The 20,845-nt window shown below is 48.5% G+C and carries 17 protein-coding genes; 9 read left to right on the top strand and 8 right to left on the bottom strand.

Annotation, left to right across the window (positions count from 1 at the left end; translation table 11 throughout):
- Positions 1–5 precede the first annotated feature (5 nt).
- The 6 genes from CIK96_RS08100 to CIK96_RS08075 all read left to right on the top strand — a co-directional run bounded on the left by CIK96_RS08100 (position 6) and on the right by CIK96_RS08075 (position 7,405).
- Positions 6–1,334, top strand: a complete 1,329-nt coding sequence (locus CIK96_RS08100) for an inositol-3-phosphate synthase (RefSeq protein ID WP_094389764.1) — start codon at positions 6–8, stop codon at positions 1,332–1,334.
- Positions 1,318–3,927 carry a DUF5686 family protein gene (locus CIK96_RS08095; RefSeq protein WP_094440285.1) on the top strand — a complete coding sequence of 870 codons (2,610 nt, stop codon included), beginning with the start codon at positions 1,318–1,320 and terminating at the stop codon, positions 3,925–3,927. Before CIK96_RS08100 ends, CIK96_RS08095 begins: the two co-directional genes overlap by 17 nt.
- A 276-nt stretch (positions 3,928–4,203) precedes the next feature.
- On the top strand, positions 4,204–4,959 hold the full coding sequence (locus CIK96_RS08090; protein ID WP_094440284.1) for a head GIN domain-containing protein: 756 nt from the start codon (positions 4,204–4,206) through the stop codon (positions 4,957–4,959).
- Positions 4,960–5,039: 80 nt separating this feature from the next.
- Positions 5,040–5,765 carry a sugar phosphate nucleotidyltransferase gene (locus CIK96_RS08085; protein ID WP_094440283.1) on the top strand — a complete coding sequence of 242 codons (726 nt, stop codon included), beginning with the start codon at positions 5,040–5,042 and terminating at the stop codon, positions 5,763–5,765.
- Between the two features lie 27 nt (positions 5,766–5,792).
- Positions 5,793–6,746 carry a CDP-alcohol phosphatidyltransferase family protein gene (locus tag CIK96_RS08080; protein ID WP_094440282.1) on the top strand — a complete coding sequence of 318 codons (954 nt, stop codon included), beginning with the start codon at positions 5,793–5,795 and terminating at the stop codon, positions 6,744–6,746.
- 11 nt (positions 6,747–6,757) lie between these two features.
- Positions 6,758–7,405 (top strand): response regulator transcription factor, encoded by a 648-nt coding sequence (locus CIK96_RS08075; protein ID WP_094440281.1) that lies wholly within the window; start codon positions 6,758–6,760, stop codon positions 7,403–7,405.
- Here CIK96_RS08075 and CIK96_RS13250 read toward each other — a convergent pair.
- The 5 genes from CIK96_RS13250 to CIK96_RS08055 form a co-directional block, all read right to left on the bottom strand.
- Positions 7,364–7,513: a hypothetical protein gene (locus CIK96_RS13250; protein WP_158214683.1), complete on the bottom strand. Its 150-nt coding sequence runs from the start codon at positions 7,511–7,513 to the stop codon at positions 7,364–7,366. The two genes, CIK96_RS08075 and CIK96_RS13250, sit on opposite strands and share 42 nt — an antisense overlap.
- A gap of 407 nt (positions 7,514–7,920) precedes the next feature.
- The gene (locus tag CIK96_RS08070) at positions 7,921–9,024 is read right to left on the bottom strand and encodes a cytochrome d ubiquinol oxidase subunit II (protein WP_094440280.1); all 1,104 of its coding nucleotides are present in this window, start codon (positions 9,022–9,024) and stop codon (positions 7,921–7,923) included.
- A 47-nt stretch (positions 9,025–9,071) separates the two neighbouring features.
- Positions 9,072–10,634 carry a cytochrome ubiquinol oxidase subunit I gene (locus CIK96_RS08065; RefSeq protein WP_094440279.1) on the bottom strand — a complete coding sequence of 521 codons (1,563 nt, stop codon included), beginning with the start codon at positions 10,632–10,634 and terminating at the stop codon, positions 9,072–9,074.
- 77 nt (positions 10,635–10,711) lie between these two features.
- On the bottom strand, positions 10,712–10,927 hold the full coding sequence (locus CIK96_RS08060) for a DUF4492 domain-containing protein (RefSeq protein WP_094389756.1): 216 nt from the start codon (positions 10,925–10,927) through the stop codon (positions 10,712–10,714).
- Positions 10,928–11,191: 264 nt separating this feature from the next.
- The gene (locus tag CIK96_RS08055) at positions 11,192–12,478 is read right to left on the bottom strand and encodes a GTP-binding protein (RefSeq protein ID WP_094389755.1); all 1,287 of its coding nucleotides are present in this window, start codon (positions 12,476–12,478) and stop codon (positions 11,192–11,194) included.
- Between the two features lie 130 nt (positions 12,479–12,608).
- Here CIK96_RS08055 and rhaD point away from each other — a divergent pair, with 130 nt between their 5' ends.
- Positions 12,609–13,418 (top strand): rhamnulose-1-phosphate aldolase, encoded by an 810-nt coding sequence (rhaD, locus tag CIK96_RS08050; RefSeq protein ID WP_094440278.1) that lies wholly within the window; start codon positions 12,609–12,611, stop codon positions 13,416–13,418.
- Positions 13,419–13,947: 529 nt separating this feature from the next.
- Here rhaD and CIK96_RS08040 read toward each other — a convergent pair.
- From CIK96_RS08040 to CIK96_RS08030, 3 genes are all read right to left on the bottom strand, one after another.
- Positions 13,948–14,403: a transposase gene (locus tag CIK96_RS08040; RefSeq protein ID WP_094440276.1), complete on the bottom strand. Its 456-nt coding sequence runs from the start codon at positions 14,401–14,403 to the stop codon at positions 13,948–13,950.
- 390 nt (positions 14,404–14,793) lie between these two features.
- Positions 14,794–15,501 carry a peptidylprolyl isomerase gene (locus CIK96_RS08035; RefSeq protein ID WP_094389752.1) on the bottom strand — a complete coding sequence of 236 codons (708 nt, stop codon included), beginning with the start codon at positions 15,499–15,501 and terminating at the stop codon, positions 14,794–14,796.
- Positions 15,502–15,596: 95 nt separating this feature from the next.
- Positions 15,597–16,841, bottom strand: coding sequence for an aminoacetone oxidase family FAD-binding enzyme (locus CIK96_RS08030; protein ID WP_094440275.1), 1,245 nt, complete (start codon positions 16,839–16,841; stop codon positions 15,597–15,599).
- Between the two features lie 163 nt (positions 16,842–17,004).
- Between CIK96_RS08030 and rbr the strand changes: the two genes are divergently transcribed.
- Both rbr and CIK96_RS08015 read left to right on the top strand, forming a co-directional pair.
- Positions 17,005–17,544, top strand: a complete 540-nt coding sequence (rbr, locus tag CIK96_RS08025) for a rubrerythrin (protein WP_094389750.1) — start codon at positions 17,005–17,007, stop codon at positions 17,542–17,544.
- Positions 17,545–18,403: 859 nt separating this feature from the next.
- Positions 18,404–20,632, top strand: coding sequence for an exo-alpha-sialidase (locus tag CIK96_RS08015; protein ID WP_254047100.1), 2,229 nt, complete (start codon positions 18,404–18,406; stop codon positions 20,630–20,632).
- Positions 20,633–20,845: the final 213 nt, after the last annotated feature.

The raw sequence follows: 20,845 nt of genomic DNA, 5'->3' as shown, positions 1-20,845 counted from the left end.
GTGTAATGAAACAAACTAATGTTAAGCCTGCTGAAGGCAAATTGGGAATTATGGTAGTTGGCTGCGGCGCCGTTGCCACTACATTCATGACTGGTGTACTCATGACTCGCAAGGGACTGACCAAACCTGTCGGCTCCATGACGCAGTATGACAAAATTCGTATCGGCCGTGGCACAGACAAGAAGTATCTCCACTACAAGGATATCGTTCCCCTCGCCGATCTGAACGACATCGTGTTCGGCACATGGGATGTTTACCCCCAGAATGCCTATCAGGCTGCCATGTACGCTGAAGTTCTGAAAGAGAAAGATATCGAGCCCGTACGCGACGAACTGGAAAAGATCGTTCCTATGAAGGCCGCTTTCGACAAAAACTACGCTAAGCGTCTGGATGGCGACAACGTGAAAGACTGCAAAACACGTTGGGAAATGGTTGAAGCCCTGCGTCAGGACATCCGCGACTTCAAAGCAAAGAACGGCTGCGCACGCATCGTTGTTATCTGGGCTGCCTCTACCGAAATCTACGTACCCGTTGACGAGAAAATCCACGGCACACTCGCAGCACTCGAAGAAGCTATGAAGGCCGACGACCGCGAGCACATCGCACCATCTATGTGCTATGCTTACGCAGCCCTCACCGAAGGTGCACCCTTCATCATGGGCGCTCCAAACACCACCGTAGATATTCCCGCCATGTGGGAACTCGCCGAAAAGACCAAGATGCCTATCGCAGGTAAAGACTTCAAAACAGGTCAGACACTTGTTAAGTCAGGCTTCGCTCCTATCATCGGCACACGTTGCCTCGGTCTGAACGGATGGTTCTCTACCAACATCCTCGGCAACCGCGACGGTCTCGTGCTCGACGAACCCGCAAACTTCCACACCAAGGAAGTCAGCAAGCTCTCTACTCTTGAGACCATTCTGAAGCCAGACGTACAGCCCGACCTCTACGGCCACGGCAACGATGAGGATACTCAATACTACCACAAAGTACGTATCAACTACTATCCTCCCCGCAACGACAACAAGGAAGGATGGGACAACATCGACATCTTTGGATGGATGGGATACCCCATGCAGATCAAGATCAACTTCCTCTGCCGCGACTCTATCCTCGCCGCTCCACTGTTGCTCGACCTCACTCTGTTGAGTGATCTGGCTGCACGTGCAGGACGCTTCGGCATCCAGCGCTTCCTGAGTTTCTTCCTCAAAGCACCTATGCACGACTACACTCAGGGCGAAGAGGCTGTCAACAACCTCTACCAGCAATACACCATGTTGAAGAATGCTATCCGCGAAATGGGTGGTTATGAAGCCGATGAAGAAATCGATTAAACTCTATTTTATAATATTAGTAATGTCCTTGTGCCTGCCCACGCAGGCACAAGGATTGCTTTCAGGATACGTCATCGACGCTCAGACCAAAGACAGCATACCCATGGCGAGCGTCGTTTATAAAACCCATAAAGAAGCTGTTGTATCAAGCATCGAGGGCCGCTACACCATTCAGAAGAGGGTTGGCTGGGCCTTGACCTTTAGTGCCGTAGGCTATATTTCACAGACGATTCAGATTACTGACCGCACCCCCATGCGGCTCGACATCCGTCTGAAGCCCGATACAAAGATGCTAAAGGGAGTCACCGTCCGTGCCAAGCGCCAACGCTACAGCCGCAAAAACAATCCGGCAGTAGAACTGATGCGCAAGGTCATCGAACACAAGAAGATGACCGACCTCGCCAACAACGACTTCTACCAATACAATAAGTATCAGAAGCTCACCATGGCGGCCAACGAAATAACGCCGGAAATGCTCCAGAACCCTAAGTTCAAGAACAAGAAATGGCTGACCGACCAGGTTGAGAACTGCCCCTATAACAACAAGTTGATATTGCCCCTATCGGTAGATGAGACCGTCACCAAACGACTTTATCGCCGCAGGCCACACGATGAAAAGAACATCATCATCGGACAGAGTTCTACAGGAATAGGCGATCTTTTCCAAACTGGCGATATCATCACGACGATGCTGAAAGATGTGTTCACCGATGTAAATATCTACGACGACCAGATCCGACTGTTGCAATATCCCTTCACCTCACCTATTGGCAAAGGAGCCATCGGCTTCTACCGATTTTATATAGAGGACACCGTCAAGGTAGATCGCGACAGTTGCATCCATCTGCAGTTTCTTCCCAACAACCAGCAGGACTTCGGATTCCGTGGCGACATCTACATTTTGAAGGACTCGTCCTATCAGGTGAAACGTTGCCAACTGACCATTCCGCGGCGCAGCGACGTCAATTTCGTAGAGAACCTTCGTGTCGATCAGGAATTTACCCAGTTGCCCAATGGCGAATGGGTACTCTCTGTTGATGACATGATTGTGGAGATGAAGATTGCAAGTTTCCTCCATAAAATCATTGTCATACGTAACACACGCCTCACAGACTATGCTTTCGATGAGTTGCCCAAACAGCTCTTCAAAGGCAAAAAGAAAGATGTGCGCGAGGCCGATGCCATGATGCGTGGCGATGCTTTCTGGGCTCAATACCGTCAGGTGGAACTAACCAAAGGCGAGAATTCCATGGACGCCTTCATCAAAGGACTGCAGAACATCAAGGGGTTCAAGTATATCATCTTCGGTGCAAAGGCACTCATCGAAAACTTTGTAGAGACCGGCAATCCGTCGAAAGTTGATATCGGACCTATCAACACCATGATATCCAACAACTTTGTTGACGGTATGCGACTGCGTGCTTCTGCCCAGACCACAGCCTATCTCAACAAGCATTGGTTCTTCTCCGGCTACTATGCCCACGGCATGAAGTCACACAAGAACTACTATAAAGGCGAAGTGACTTACTCGTTCAACAAGAAGGAGTATCTCCCACGTGAGTTCCCTAAACGCACGCTGAGTTTCACCTCTACCTACGATGTGATGTCGCCCTCAGACAAGTTCATGCATACCGACAAGGACAACGTGTTTACTGCATTCAAGTGGAGCAAAGTAGATGCTATGATGTTCTACAACCGACAGCAGATCACTTTCGAACGTGAGGAAGACTTCGGTTTCAAGACTACTTTCAGCATCAAGACCGAAGACAACGAAGCCTGCGGTAATCTGCGTTTCACTCCTATGAACGAATACACGGCATGGAAAAATATTGCTGGCAACGGTGAAGATAACATCATTTCACCCTATCCGACAACAGCAGTTCAGCCATCTCACCATATTCGCACAACAGAAATACGTGCCGCTCTGGAGTATTGCCCCGGCGCCACCTATATCAATACCAAACAGCGCCGTTTGAAGATCAATCTTGATGCACCGGTGTTCTCTGTCAGCCACACCCTGGGTCTGAAGAATGTATTGGGCGGTGACTACAGCTACAACTATACCGAAGCAGGCATTTACAAACGCTTCTGGATGAACAGCTGGGGAAAGATTGACTGCTATCTCAAGGGTGGAATACAATGGGAGAAAGTGCCGTTCCTGCTGCTCTGCATGCCTGAGACCAACCTCTCATACATCATTCAGGACAACACGTTCAACCTGATCAACAACATGGAGTTTCTCAACGACCGCTATGTTTCTGCCGATATCAGTTGGGACCTCAACGGTAAAATCTTCAACCGCATCCCATTGCTTAAAAAGTTGAAATGGCGTGAATATATCGGCGTGAAGATGCTGTGGGGAGAACTCTCCGACAAGAACAACCCCAACATGCAGACCGACAGTCCTATCGTGATGGCATTCCCCACAGGTTCGCATATCATGGATCCCCATCGTCCCTACTGGGAATTGGCATTGGGTATTCACAATATCTTCAAGATCATGCATGTGGAATATGTGCGCCGCCTCAACTACAACGACCTGCCGAGTGCCCACAAGCACGGCATCCGTTTCATGGTGCGCATGACTTTCTAACCGCTATCGACAGTACATTTGCTGCATACACCACCTATCAGGGCTGGATTCCTACGATTGGAAATCCAGCCCTGATTGTCATTCTGCACCTACTTCTATGATAGAAAATCCATTTCTATTTATCATTTCCACCCTATATGATTATCATACCCTTGCTGTCTGACCCATTCCATAAAATCACATTACTTGCGAAAAAAGAATCGGTTGCCTGCAACTTTTCCACACTATGTATCGTCAAAAGGTCAGAAACATCACAAAAACAAAAAATATTAGACTATGAAAAAAATCATGTTTTTAATGCTGACTGCCATCGTCACCATGACATCATGCAAGGAAATGAAGATTACCGCCGACTCGCAATCGCAGCAGGTTACCACCATTCGCAACGAAGTGAAAGACTTCGAAGCCATTGAGATTTACGGTTCGGTCAATGTTGTTTATCAACAAGCCAATACGTATCATGTATCAGTAAAAGCCCCGCAGTCGCTCCTTAAGAATGTAGAGACCTCCGTTTCTGACAAGCGGTTGAAGATTATGATCAAGACCCCCAACACCTTTTTCAACGTCGGCAATAGCGACGATGTAACCGTTACCGTCAGCTCTCCCGACCTTGTCGGCATCTTCTTGAAAGGTTCGGGCGATTTCAAATGCAACGGCCATATCGATACCGACAATATGATGATTGATCTGCGTGGTAGCGGCGATATCGACCTTCAGAGCCTCATCTGCGACAATCTGAAAGTGGTTCTTTCCGGAAGTGGCGACATCGATCTCCCCAATGTTACGGCACGCAACACCAATCTTTCCCTTATCGGTTCGGGCGACATCGACATCACGCAGCACCAAGTCATCGCCACACACATGGATTTGAAAGGTTCGGGCGATATCGAGTTGAAAGCCGTTGACTGCGGAACCATCGAGAGTCAGGTCATCGGTTCGGGCGATATCAACATTGAAGGAACAGCCCAAAGGGAGCGCCACGACGTCAAAGGTTCAGGCGATGTATATACCAACAAACTGGTATTAAGATAAAAAACGACAGTATATTGCTCGTTTTTCACGAATAATGTGTAATTTTGCGCTTGCAAAGTTACACATTATTTATATATAAGATGAAATATGCAATAATTGCGGCCGGCGAAGGCAGCCGATTGGCAGCCGAGGGAATTGACTCTCCCAAACCGTTGGTCAAGGTAGGCGGCGAGTATCTGATAGACCGTCTGATACGTGTTTTCATGGATAATGATGCAGAAGAAATCGTTGTCATCTGCAACGATCTCACCACTTTGGTAGCTCAACACTTGGTAGAACTGCAGGGCGACGGACTGAAAGGACGCCCCATTCCTCTGCGCTTCTGCGTTCAGAGCACTCCCAGTTCGATGCACAGTTTCCATGTCATCAGCCCCTATCTCTCCGACAGTCCTTTTGTATTGACCACCGTCGATACCATTTTCCGCGAAGAAGAATTCAGCAACTACGTGAAAGCCTTCCGTCAACAGATTGCCGACGGACATATCGATGGCGTGATGGGCGTCACCGACTACATCGATGACGAAAAGCCACTCTATGTCGAAACCGACGATACGCTCCGTATTCTCAATTTTCTCGACCATCAAGAGCATCCCCGTTACATCTCCGGCGGCATATATGGTCTCACCTCGTCAGCCATCGAAACACTTAATGGCTGCATGGAACGTGGCGAAAGCCGCATGCGCAATTTCCAGCGTGCCCTGCTGACCGACGGTCGTCAGCTGACGGCTTGGGCATTCTCCAAAGTACTCGACATCGACCATGCCGATGATATCAAGAAGGCAGAAGCCTTCCTCGCCGGTCAATAACAGATATTTCTCATTCACAATACGATTATGACAAACGAACATAAAACCTTCAGCGAACTGCTTCGTGCATCCTTCAAGTCAGACGATACCGAAGAGTGGCTTGATGTGCATTTCACACGTCCTATCGGTTTGGCGTTTGCGCTTTTCTGGAACCGTTTCGGTGTGCATCCCAACGTCATCACCATCATTTCCTTCTTCCTTGGTGCTGCAGCCGGAGTGATGTTCTATTTCCCCGACCTCTATCACAACATTGCAGGAGTCATTCTCCTGATGTTTGCTAACTTCTGCGACTCTACCGACGGACAGATGGCGCGCCTTACTGGCAAGAAAACCCTTGTAGGCCGTGTGCTCGATGGACTATCCGGCGATGTCTGGTTTCTCTTCATCTACGTAGCCATCTTCCTTCGCACAGGTAATATGTTTTATGACGAAATAGGCTATTCTGCCTACTTCATAGCCTTTGCCATTGCCGCTTGGGCAGGTTTCGGCTGCCACTCCCGTCAGAGTTCCTTAGCCGATTACTATCGTCAGATTCATCTTTTCTTCCTGTTAGGCAAGGAAGGCAGCGAGCTCGACAACTCTGCCGAACAGCGTAAGATAGCCGAGTCGATGCCCAAAGAGCGTTGGTTTGCCCGCCTATTCTATTCCAACTATGCCGGCTACTGCAAATCACAAGAAGACCGCACTCCTAAGTTTCAGGCATTCTATGAGCAGTTGCGCCAGCGTTATTCCAATCCTGCCACTATTCCGCAATCGTTGCGCGACGAGTTCCGCCGAGGTTCTCTTCCGCTGATGAAATACACCAATCTGCTGACTTTCAACAGCCGTGCCATCATTGTCTATCTGTCGTGTCTGCTGGGTGTGCCCTACGTTTATCCTATTTTGGAGATTACGGTCTATACCGTGATGTATGCACACATGCGCCGCAGCCATGAGCGCCTGTCCGAACAGATGACCAAGCGACTTGCTTCCTTCCAATAGTTTCTTGCCCCATGAACAGTCACATCATCCTTGCCGACAATCAAGACATCACCCGTGCGGGCATTCTGTATGTTTGCAGTCAGGCCGACCAGTGGTCAACGGATAGTGCTGAAGACAAATGCGGACTTATTGAATTATTGAAAAACGATAGTGAAGCGGTGGTTGTGATGGACTATACGCTGTTTGACGTCAATGATGTTGACGAGCTCGACATTCTGCATCTTCGTTTTCCCGATGTGCAATGGGTGATGTTCAGCACCGACCTTTCCGGCGATTTTGTACGCCGTTTGCTGGCGCTGAGTCCCCGTTTCAGCATTTTGCTCAAGGAATCTCCCTTGCAAGAAGTGCGCGAATGTCTGTCTGCCGCCTGTCGCCATCAGCGCTACATCTGCCAGCGCATGGCAGAAATGCTATTGGCGCCAAGTCAGGAGAAGCAAGAGGAAGACATTCGCCTGACGCCCACAGAGACCGAGATCCTCAAGGATATTGCGCTCGGTCTTACCACGAAAGAGATTGCCGAGCGCCGTTTCTCCAGTTTCCATACCGTCAACACCCATCGCAAAAACATCTTCCGCAAGTTGGGTGTCAACAATGCACACGAGGCTACCAAGTATGCGCTACGTGCCGGCCTCGTCGATTCTGCCGAGTATTACATCTGAGTATTCGCCGCATATCTCATCCGCCCTTGAGCTACATGCATCTGACTGTTGGTCTGTCACCAGCTGACTTAACTCTTGCAGTCCATCGGCAGCAATAGTCTGTGGCATGCGCTTTTGCCGTATAGGGTTTCGACCGATGTTGAAAGTGGTGCTGCCACAGGTCGTGCAAGCGTCGCTTAACAACCTAACAAGCAACACCTTACATTCCTATAGCACATACTTCTAAAGGCAAATCAATTTGTTTTGCTCAGCAAATCAATTTGTTTTGCTCAGCAAATCAATTTGTTTTCCTCAGCAATTCAATTTGTTTTGCTCAGCAAATTCATTGAAATTACTCAGCAAATTCATTGAAATTACTCAGCAAATTCATTGAAATTGCCGAGCAAGGGAATATCTGAACCACATCAACAGACCATTGCCGAGTGAGCCAAGCAATAGGCAAACACCTAAAAAAATATATCCGCAGCAAAGCCACGGATATATTAGCATGTTTGCAAAGCCTATCGGCAACGTCGCTATTTTCTGTCCATCACGCGCCAAACGTAGGCTATATAGCAGAAAACAAAAGGCACGAGGAGCGAAACATAAAACATGGTGCGAAGCGTAAACTCGCTGCTGCAACTGTTGGCAATGGTCAGTGAGCACTGCAAATCGGTATTCGACGGATAGTAGGCTGTATTGCCCCACCCTGCCACCAACAGCAGCGACAACACCACAAGCACCACGCCAATACCGGCAGGCCATATTCCTTTGACATAGGTGGCACTGAAAATGGTGCGCGCCACGCCGTAGAGCAACAGCACAACACCAATCACCGTGAGCACTGCGAGCGGCCACAACTGGAGATAGTTGTGCAGATATTTCATCGGTTCCATAAACACAGCACCCGTGGCAGGGTCAACGGCAAAGCCATCCTTCAGTAGCGTGCGCACAAAGAAAGCAAGGAAAAACACCAGGAATGGTATCGTACATCCCACCAGTCTTACTGAACCGCGCGAACGGATATCCTCGTCATCAACATTGTTCATGATATACAGGATGCCCAAGATGCGCGCCAAGAACATCACGGCAAAGCCCAATGCAAGGTTCCAAGGGTCGAGCAGTGCGTCAAGACCTGCCGAAGCGTTGGCCCACCGACTGATGACCGGTGCGCCAAGATCGGTGAGCGATGCTTTCTCGACAATGAAGTTTGACCCATTGAAGAAGGTGGCAACAGCCCCACCCAACAGCAACGGACCCACTATGCCGTTGATCACAAGAAACCACTGATAGGTGCGCTTGCCGAGCAGATTGCCTTTGCAGTGCTGAAACTCATAGCTCACAGCCTGCAACACAAACGAGAAGAGAATAATCATCCACAGCCAGTAAGCTCCGCCGAAACTTGTACTGTAGAATAATGGGAAGGAGGCGAAGAATGCACCACCGAAGGTTACGAGTGTGGTAAACGTGATTTCCCACTTCCGGCCAGTGGACTCCATCACTTTGCGCTGTCCCTCTTCGGTACGTCCCAGACTATAGACCAGCGAATTGGCACCCTGCACAAAGAGCAGAAATACGAGCAATGCGCCAAGCAGCGACACCACAAACCACCAGTATTGTTGAAGAAATGTATAAGTCATAACAGTGTTCTTTTTTAGTGTTGGAAATTGAATATTGGATGTAATCTCTATTCTTGTGCCGACTTATAGTTCTTGATGACACGACACATGATGCTGACTTCTGCTATCAGCAGAACGGTAAACAGCACGAGGAAGATGAAGAAGGTCAGCGAAACGCTACCTGCCTTCAGGTCGGAAACTGCGGCTACCGTGGGCAACATATCCTGTATAGCCCATGGCTGACGACCCAGTTCTGCCACTATCCAACCTGCTTCGCTGGCAATATAAACCAGTGGTAGCATCGCAACAGCCGTTATCCAGAGCCATCTGCCACTCCTGGTGATGTCTTTTCGCCATGCCACAAAACCTATAACGATGAAGAACAGCAACAGCAGACTGCCCACTCCTACCATGACGCGGAAGGCGTAGAAGTTGATGGGGATATAGGGCACGAGTTCTGCACGGTCTTTGATGTAACCATAACCAAAGTATGGCATGTCGGCCTTCAACTGTTCTGCGAGTTGTGGCAAACGGCTGTCGTTGGCATTGGCAGCTTTCACTTTGCGGTATTCGGCAAGCGTGGCAATGGCATTGCGACCACGCTCCATCTTCTCCTCAGCCGACAGTTCGCGCGTACCGTCCTTGCGCGTATAGCCGTTGAGCAGATCGTTCACTCCAGGCACATATCCGTCGGTGGAATGAGTGGCAAGGATAGAGAGTCCGTAAGGCACGGCTATGCGCAAAGGCATCTCGCCTCCCTGGGCATAATCGGGTTGAGCAAAGGGATTGAGCGCACCGACCACGGTCAGTCCGACACCCTCACCACCATCGTAGAGTGCCTCCATAGCAGCAAGTTTCATGGGTTGTTTCTCTGCCACCATTACCGCAGAACCATCGCCTGTATGTATGGCAGCCAGCGAAGCCACCAGTCCCACGATGCTTGCCACCTTGATGCTTTGACGTGCAAGTTCCTTCTCTCTGCCACGCAACAGATACCAGCAACTCACGGCACAAACAAACACAGCACCCACAATCCATGTGGAAGTGACGGTGTGGAAGAATTTATCAACAGCCACCGGCGACAGTGCCACCTCCATGAAACTCGTCATCTCGTTGCGCACAGTATCGGGATTGAACTCGCAACCCACAGGATACTGCATCCATGAGTTTGCCACAAGTATCCACCATGCAGATATCGTAGCACCGATACCGGTAAGCCATGTGGATGCAAGATGGAATCCGCGCGACACTTTGTCCCATCCGAAGAACATCACTGCCACAAACGTACTCTCCATGAAGAAGGCTACAATACCCTCTATGGCAAGTGGAGCGCCGAATATGTCGCCTACAAACCAGGAATAATTGCTCCAGTTGGTGCCAAACTCAAACTCAAGTATGATGCCTGTGGCTACGCCCATGGCAAAATTGACACCAAACAAACGCTGCCAAAACTGCGACAGTTCGCGCCAAAAAGGTTTTCCCGTACGGTAATAGATGGTTTCCATAATGCCCATCACTACAGCCAAGCCCAATGTTAGCGGCACAAACAACCAGTGGTAAATGGCTGTCAGAGCAAACTGGGCACGCGACCAATCAATGAGTGCGGGGTCGATTGTCAGAAGATGATTCATAAACTTTAGTTTTTTTATTATTGATTATTTTTCTATTTGCTTGCTTCACTGTCAGGCTGTATTGTCAGCACAGATACCTACCGGCGCGTCAGTTCGCCTGCCACAAATGTGGCGCGGTCGCCGTTTTTGGCTTGTCTGCCCACCACATCGGGGAAGAAAAACAACTTCAACACGGCGAATATCACAATGAGTTTGATGATGATAACGGTCCACAGCGTGCGACCTATGGTCATGCTGCGAAATCCATCTCGATAGAATCGATACACCTTATATATAATATTCTTGTCTGACATGCAGGATAGTAGTATTTTTAATTGCCAATGACTCTGTTGGAGCAATTATTTTGCAAATATATGAAATAATCTGGGAAATCTACAAAAACTGGGCTGTTTTTTTATTCATAAGCTATTTGATTGACGTCCACCGACACGCTGTAGGATATTGCCACGACTACATGCAACAGGTATTTTGCGACCTATATGAAAAGAGGGTAAACAAAAAAAATCGGAGAGCGGCACACTAACCGATCTCCGACTTGTAAGTCTTATCACGTGCGATTACCACGTCACCTTGTCGCTCAGGCAGAAATCGAGCGCATCGGTAATGGCTTTGCGATCCATGTGCTGACCGATAAACACCAGTTTCTGCATGCGATCGCCATACATCGGATTCCAGTCGCGACGCAAGTCTTCGTTCATCGCCATCATGTCGCGCAACTCGTCTTCGGGCATGGTAGCATACCATTGACCGGCTCCCTGAAGTCCCATCTGGCGGCCTGCCTGCTCAAACACATAACAGCGGTCGGGCTCATCGACAAACCAGCAGATGCCTTTGCAACGGATAACGCCCTTGGGCCACTGCCGCGCAACAAAATTATCGAAGTAGTTGATGTCGAAAGGTTTGCGGGCATAATACACAAAACTGCCAATGCCATACTCTTCCACTTCGCCGCCTTTATGGTCGTGGTGGTGGTGATGATGGTGGTGGTGATGTTCTTCCTCGTCGTCGTCATCATCGTCATGATGGTGGTGGTGATGTTCTTCCTCATTGTCATCATCGTCGTCATGATGGTGGTGGTGATGTTCTTCTTCTTCGTCGTCATCATCTTCATGGTGATGTTCTATCTCGTCAATCCACGCAGCCGACGTGGCTACGGCATCAAAGTCAAAACCGTGGGTGTTCACCAGTTTATCCAAATCCACGTCACCATAGTCGCATGTGATAATCTCTGCCTTGGGTTGCAGTGCATGGATGATTTGCTTGATCTTCTCCAACTCCTCTGCCGACACCTCAGAAGCCTTGTTGAGCAGGATGGTGTTGCAGAATTCTATCTGCTGGATAACCAGGTTTTCAATGTCTTCCTCACCAATATTCTGGCTGGTCAGCGCCTCACCGCTGCCAAACTCATCGCGCATACGCAATGCATCGACCACGGTAACAATGCTGTCAAGGCGCAGTATCGCGTCTTTCGTATATTCCGGACCCAAGGTGGGGATGGAGCAGATGGTCTGTGCGATAGGTGCAGGCTCGCAAATACCACTCGCCTCTATCACGATATAGTCGAAGCGCTGCATGGCAGCAATGTCTTTCAACTGTTCCACGAGATCCATCTTTAGCGTACAACAGATGCAGCCATTCTGCAAAGCCACAAGGCTGTCGTCCTTCTGATTGACCACACCGCCCTGCTGAATGAGGTTGGCGTCGATGTTCACCTCACCAATATCGTTGACCACAACAGCAAACTTGATGCCTTTCTTATTGGTCAAGATGCGGTTCAACAAGGTGGTTTTTCCGCTGCCCAGATAACCCGTGAGCAGCAATACAGGTAATTCCTTCTTATTCATCGTCGTTTTGTATTTGGTTTCTTCGAGACGCAAAATTACTGAAAATATATGAAATATCATGAACAAATAGCGTTAAATATCAGAAAAATGACTACCTTTGCACCATTCAAACTACAAATCTACAAACAAAATGAAAAGTATATTGGAACAACGTCCTGCACTGACACAGGAAATTGAGAAGATTGCAGAAGTGGCAGGATACCTCTGGCAAAACGGATGGGCAGAGCGCAACGGTGGAAACATCACCGTCAATGTCACCGAACTCGTTGATGACGAAATCAGGCAGATGCCTCCCATCAGCGATGCAATACCCATTGGAGTGACTCTCCCTGAACTTAAAAATACCTATTTCTATTGTAAAGGTACGGGTAAGCGCATGCGCGATTTAGCAAGAAAGCCCATGACAAACGGTAGCATCATACGCATTCTCGACGACTGCGCATCGTATGTAATCATTGCCGACGAGCCCGTCATGCCTACCAGCGAACTGCCAAGCCACCTCACCGTACATGCACAGCTCATTGCCACAGGCAGCAACTACCGTGCTACGGTACACACCCACCCCATCGAACTGGTGGCAATGAGCCACAACCGCGAGATGCTGGGCAAGGATGTGCTCACCAATCTGCTCTGGTCGATGATACCGGAAACCAAGGCTTTCTGTCCGCTCGGACTGGGCATTGTGCCTTACGAACTGCCGGGATCTAATACGCTCGCTCAGGCCACACTCCATCAGTTGGAAGACTATGATGTGGTGCTTTGGGAGAAACATGGTGTCTTTGCCAAAGGTATCGACGTGATGGATGCCTTCGACCAGATTGACGTTCTCTCCAAGAGTGCTAAGATTTATGTCAACGCAAGAGCCATGGGTTTCATGCCCGAAGGTATGAGTCAGGAGCAAATGCAGGAGATGAGTCGCGCATTCAATCTGCCGAAATAACAATAAATAAAAACACAAGTCCACCCCCGTTCCATCAGAAAGAGGGCGGATTTGTGTTATATACTCATTGAAAAGGTCTTCTAACATTTTACTTTTGTCCTTTCAGGACGTTCGGTAAAATAACCCCACACACCCACAGGGTGTTACCCTGGGCTAAGGAAACCATTGGGCCTTCAGCCCGTTGTGGTTGTGTGATTATTACCCACGACACGTTTTGCAACGTCGGATTGTTGCAGATGAAAAACATCACGAATGGTGTGTGATTATTACCCATGTACACGTTCTGCAACGTCGGATTGTTGCAGATGAAAAACATCACGAATGGTGTGTGATTATTACCCACGACACGTTTTGCAACGTCGGATTGTTGCAGATGGAAAACATCACGAATGGTGTGTGATTATTACCCATGTACACGTTCTGCAACCAACGCCCCGAACGGGGCAATATTTCCATAGCCCAGGGTAACACCCTGGGTTTTTATGCCTCTTTTACCTATACGCCCTGTAAGGGCAACAGTAAAATCAAGCTAGTCAGAGAACACATACTTCTCATCATATTCTATGTTATATAGCTTCAAGAATTGCTTGTATTCCTCTTGGAATGTTGTCTTCTTATGATGCGCTTTCTGGTTTTTGATGTATGCTAACGTTTTATCGACTACAGATTGACTGACCGATAATGCTGCATATCCCCCCTGCCACGCAAACATTGAATAATGTGGTGATAATGATTTAATCCATCTGCTACTATTGCGCTTCAATGTTTCCAAGAGATTTGCAATAGAAATCTCACGCCCTAATAGACACAATACATGCACATGGTCACCTGTGCCATCAACCCAAATATTTAGACAATTTGCATCGTTGACGAGTTGCCCTATATACGCATGCACCCGATCGAGATCATCATCAAGAATACATGGGCTAGATGTCTTGATGTGGAAGATAATATGCAAATAGATTTTGCAAAGTGATTGTGACATATGATTTTTACTTTTGTCCTTACAGGACGTTTATTAATTTGTTAACATTCACATCCGCAGGGCGTTGCCCTGGGCTAAGGAAACCATTGGGCTTTCAGCCCGTTGTCCTTTGTTTATGCGGTCATTATATTCTCACCAGCAGGGCGATGTCCTAACTAAGAAAACCATTGGGCTTTCGGCCTGTTGTGGTTGTGTGATTATACCACATGCACACGTTCTGCAACCAACGCCCCGAACGGGGCAATATCTTCATAGCCCAGGGTAACACCCTGGGGTTCTATGCCTATTTTTACCTATACGCCCTGTAAGGGCAACAGTAACATCAGCAGGGCTAAGAAAACCCATTGGGCTCTATGTTGCGCCGGATTGCAGATTCACAACCGTAGCATATCACTTGCGAATAGTAGCCCGGAGAATAACCACATCCTCCAACGGACGGTCACCATGGTCGTGATCCACAGGAGTCTGTTGGATGCGATCAACCACATCCAGTCCTTCGATGACCTCGCCAAACACAGTATAACCGCCATCCAGATGGGGCACACCACCATATTTTATATAGTTCTGTTGCATCACTGAATCGGGAATGACATAAGCTCTGCCCTCACGGCGAAGTTGGTCGGCATAGTATTCCATCTGCCGAGGCGAGAAATTGCGACCCCACGTGATGTAGAAATCATGCGACGAGGAGGCAAACTCAGGATTGGTATCATCTCCCTCGCGCGCGGCACAGAGTTGTCCGCGACGATGATAATGCGCCGGATAACGGATTTCTGCAGGTACACGGCGCTCCACATCATACTGCACTGTATCGCCGGCAGACACTTGACGGGCTTGCGGATTGCCGGCTTGAATCATGAAATTACGAATGACACGCTGAAACGTGCAGCCATTATAATAGCCCGTTCGCACCCGATCCAAGAAATTGTCGCGGTGTAAGGGGGTGTCGTTGTAAAGCCGCAGAACAATGGTACCCATGGTGGTTTCCATCACCACCTCGTGTTGCGTAGTGTCGGCAGCGGTCTGTGCCGATAGCGTGGCGGTGCCGGTCAGCATCAGCATCATCCACATCAGTGTTTTCTTCATATTCATCTTCATATTTGTTTTATACCGCCCCACTGCCCCATGACCAAGGGAAGGAACGGCCGGTTGTTTCTATTCTTACATCTCGTTTGCCTCCGACAGACTGTCGGTCAATGGCACTTCTTGTTGATGGCAACGGCAACGGTATGCCCCATGGTCCAAGCTGCCTGCAGGTTGAAACCGCCTGTGACGGCATCTACATCGAGCACCTCACCTGCAAAATAAAGACCTTCATGCTGCTTACATTCTAAGGTAGAGAGGTTGACATTGGAAAGGGCCACACCTCCACAGGTCACAAACTCTTCCTTAAACCTACACTTACCTGTCATCCGATAGACATCGGCAGTCAGCGTATTCACCAATCGATTGATCTGTTTCTTCTGAAGTTCTGCCCAACGCTGTCCGCCACGTATCTGCGATCGGTCAACCAACAGTTGCCAAAGTCGGCTGTTCAAATGGGGCGGATACACAGTAGATACCTGTTTGCGACCATGTGCCACACTCATCTCCCCTATCATGGCCTCCACTTCAGGGAGCGTCATCGCTCCACACCAGTTGATGCAAAGGTCGTGCTGATAACCACAGCCGTGCAAATGGCGTGCTGCACGACTCGACAGTTTCAGTACGGCAGGGCCGCTCATGCCCCAATGGGTGATGAGCAACGGACCTTCGCCTCGGAATTTAGTACCGGGAAGGGCGGCGGTCGCATGTTCTACCACGGTTCCCGTCAACTGGGTCAGAGCGCGGTCGGCAACACATACGCTGAAGAGCGATGGCACTGGCGACACCATTTCTAAATCCAAACCGGCAAGCATCTGCAGACCCTGCATCGTCGGACTGCCTCCTGTCGTCACTACCGCCATGTCGGCAGTAACGGTTGGTTGCTGAACGCTATCGGCCGGTGAGAAAGTCAACCGATAGCACTCATCCTCATGGGCAATAGCGCTGACACGATGACCTAACTTCAGCGTCACGCCCAACTGACGCATCAGCGACAACAGCGTATCTACTATTTCCATCGCATACTGCGATTTGGGAAACACACACTCATCGGTTTGCGTCACTAAGCGCACTCCTTCGCGCTCAAACCATCGGCAGACATCGGCAGCAGAAAAGCCTTTCAGCAGTCGCTTCATCAGTTTTTCACCACGCGGATATACTGCGGCAAGGTGTTCCACTTGCCGGAACGAGTTGGTCAGATTACACCGTCCACCTCCTGTCACTGCCACTTTGGCCAACGCCTTACGGCCGCCTTCATAGACCGTGACATCTGCGTGAGGCAACAGGCGCTTGACCGCTATGGCACAAAAGCAGCCCGCGGCACCGCCTCCTATGATTGCTATCGTTTGTTTCATTATGCGAAGATACTAAAAAAATGGCAAAACATGTGTTTTTTCATGTTTTTTCCATTATTTACCATTCGATTTCTTTTATTTTCAAACAACCTATTGGAATAATCCGTAACTTTGCATCGTGAACAATAAACATCAATGATATAAACTAAACACAATAAAGACTATGACAACAAAGTATTCTGGAACACAGACTGAGAAGAATCTCGAGGCCGCATTCGCTGGCGAGTCGCAAGCACGTAACAAATATACCTATTTCGCATCAAAAGCAAAAAAGGAAGGTTTCGAACAAATTGCTGAACTCTTTCAAAAAACTGCCGATAACGAGAAAGAGCATGCTAAAATGTGGTTCAAAGAACTCAACGGCATTGGAGACACCGCTCAAAACCTGGCTGCTGCTGCAGAAGGGGAAAACTACGAGTGGACTGATATGTATGAGGGATTTGCTAAAACCGCAGAAGAGGAAGGCTTCGCTGACTTGGCAATAAAATTCCGCCTGGTGGCTGCTATCGAGAAACGCCACGAAGAGCGTTATCGCGCACTGCTTCACAACGTAGAAATGAAGGAGGTGTTTGCTAAGAGTGAAGTGAAAGTATGGGAATGTCGCAACTGCGGACACATCGTAGTTGGTGAGAAAGCACCAGAGGTTTGCCCTGTATGCGCTCATCCTCAAGCCTACTTCGAAATCCACAAAGACAACTTCTAAGCGTTGACAACCTATCATCTATATTCCATCCGGCAGATATTCCTTTTCTGCCGGATGGTTTTTGATTGATTGGGTGTTTGATTGAAATACAATACCCGAAAACTGATTTCCCCCCAAAACATCTTGCGAAGCAACCCCAAAAAATCCACGGAACACACGAAGAACACGGATTTTTTTTAATGTCACACGGAAATCACAGAAATCACGGAAAAGATTCTAGTTAAAAATTTTTATTCGAGATTCTAGTTAAGATTTCGAGCATCTCCGATGCGATCCATATTAAATCGCTCCCAAAAGCAACGTACTGTTGCGCATTTTCAGTTAGGATTTTCGTTAAAGATTTTGTTTCCAGCCTACCAGGTAATTACTTTTGTCCTTACAGGACGTTGGCTAAATAATACAAAGCCCCCCAGGGTGTTACCCTGGGCTAAGGAAACCATTGGGCTTTCAGCCCGCCATAATTCCGTATATCCGTAATATCCGTATAAATTCCGATGATCCGATGATTGATTTCTGGCCAAAGGCCATATAAAAAAAAGATTTCCTCCAAAGATTTCTTGCCGTAGGCAACCCCCAAAAAAATCCGTCTAAATTCCGTTTAAATTCCAATGATCCGATGATTGATTTCTGGCCAAAGGCCATATTTAAAAAAAGATTTCCTCCAAAGATTTCTTGCCGTAGGCACCCCCCCAAAAAATCCGTTTAAATTCCGATCATACGATCATACGATGATAAAAAAGCGAAGCAACATCCCATCAAAAGCTTTTTTGCATTTTTCACACAAAGTTTTGTGGTTTTCTTCAGAATAATGACTACCTTTACAGCCCAATACTAATAACCCAACATGATATTCAGGAATATGAAGAAACACTTTCTGTTAACCATCGCTTGCCTGTTGACAGGCATGACTGCTTCAGCACAACAATACCAATGGAAGAATGTACCTATCGTCGGCGGAGGATTCGTAGATGGGTTTATTCTTCATCCGACTAACCCTGACGTACGCTTCTGCAGAACAGATATGGGAGGCGCATACCGATGGGATGCGGTCAACAAAGAGTGGATACAGATGTTCGACTGGGTGTCGCTCGACAATCAAAATCTGCAAGGGGTGGAGAGCGTGGCTATCGACCCCAACAACGACCAAAAGGTGTATCTGGCCTGTGGCACATATACAATTAAGACGGGAAGTATTCTGAAATCAAACGACGGAGGCAGATCATTCATCGAGGTGAAAGTGCCCATTGCCATGGGAGGCAACGAGAACGGACGTGGCAACGGCGAACGAATGATGGTTGATCCGCTCAATTCACGCAATATCTACTTCGGAACACGGCTCAACGGACTCTGGAGGTCGGTTGACGAAGGAATGACATGGAAGCGCGTGGACACTTTTCCTGATGTCACAGAACAGACGGACTTCTCCAATCCCCAAAACCGCATGAACAGAGGCAGCGGCATCATTGCCGTTGTATTCGACAAAAAAGAGAAGAAAGGCAACGATGCAAAGAATATCTTTGTGGCTGTTTCGCTCAAAGACCGACAGAGCATTTTTGTCAGCCGCGATGCCGGAAAGAGTTGGAAAGCCGTTGACAATCAACCCGTCGGACTGCGCCCCACCCACATGGTCATGGCTGCCGACAGAAAACTGTATATCAGTTATGCCGATTCGCCAGGACCGTCACCCATGACCGATGGCGCACTGTGGGCTTACGATATCAAGAAGAACACATGGACGGACATCTCTCCTTTGAAATTCGACAAGGGCAAGAAATCGGGATTCGGATATGCGGCAGTTGCTGTCGATGCACACCATCCGCAACATATCATTGTAAGCACACACGGACTAGGGAAGAAATACGGCTACGGTGACGAGGAAATGTTTCGCAGTACCGATGGCGGTAAACAATGGATACCACTCTTCAAACATGGTTACAGATACGACCATAGCAAAGCTCCTTATACGAAGATGGCACCGCTCCACTGGATGTTCGACATAGAGATCGACCCCTGCAATGCCGATCATGCCTATTTCACTACTGGTTTCGGAGGTTGGGAAACGTTCAATCTCTCTGCTGGCGAACGACAGGGCGACACCATCGTGTGGAGCATTGCCACTAAGGGAGTTGAGGAAACTGTACCCCTCGAACTCTATGCTCCTCCAACGGGAGCAAGCATAGTAAGCGGTGTGGGAGACTACGGCGGATATACGCATTTCGACATCACCAAACCAGTACCGGAGGGCATGCACTACGCTCCATATTTCGGCAATACCGACGGAGTAACTGGCGCATGGAACAAACCTGACGTCATGGTGCGCGTGGGTGTCATCTTCAACCATCTATTCGACATTCCACCTATCTCGTATTCTGAAGATGGCGGACGCACATGGAAGCCATGCGCAAATGCTCCTGTAGAAAAAGCGGAGAGCGGACACATCGCTGTCAATGCCGATGCCTCGGTATGGATATGGACGCCACGCGGTGCCCTACCCTCATTCACTACCGACAAAGGGGAATCGTGGAACACATGTCAAGGTCTCCCCAAAAACATCAAAGTCATCGCCGACAAAGTAAATCCACAACGCTTCTATGCTGTCGATGTGATCAACAAAACACTCTATACCAGTATAGATGCGGGTAGAACCTTCACTTCAAAACCGCTCAACATCACATTGCGAACCACCGAAAAGAAAAAACGGGGCGACAATCGGGGCGGTCAAGATCGCATATACGCCATGCCCGACCGCGAAGGCGACCTATGGCTTGCCGCCTACGACGGACTGTATCATCTCAACGCTGACTTACAGGCCGTGGGTGCCATGCCTCATGTCAGCACCCTCTATGCTTTCGGTTTTGGCAAGTCACGCATAGAAGATGGCTATCCCGCCCTATATATAATAGGTGTAGTAGATGGTGTCTATGGTTTCTTCCGTTCTGACGACTCTGGCAACAACTGGGTGCGCATCAACGATGACAACCACCAGTATGGCCTTGTCCTCCACATTTGCGGAGACATGCAAGAATACGGTCGCGTTTATGTGGGTACACACGGAAGAGGACTCGTATGCGGGTCTCTCCGCCAATAGCACACGGAAAATGTCACACGGACGACACGGCGTAGGCAACTAAAAAAAATCCACGGAGCACACGGAGTACACGGAGAAAGATTTCAGTTAAAGATTATTCTAAAGATTTTCGTTAAGATTTCGAGCCTGTAAGGCGATCCATAATAAAGTCCTTCCCAGAAGCGAGGAACTCGAGCGCATTTTCAGTCGAGATTTTCGTTAAAGATTTTGTTT

Source organism: Prevotella sp. P4-98, assembly GCF_002251405.1.
Classification (GTDB): Bacteria; Bacteroidota; Bacteroidia; order Bacteroidales; family Bacteroidaceae; genus Prevotella.
The sequence above is the reverse complement of the archived record's forward strand: the minus strand, read 5'-3'. Positions and strand labels throughout refer to the sequence as shown.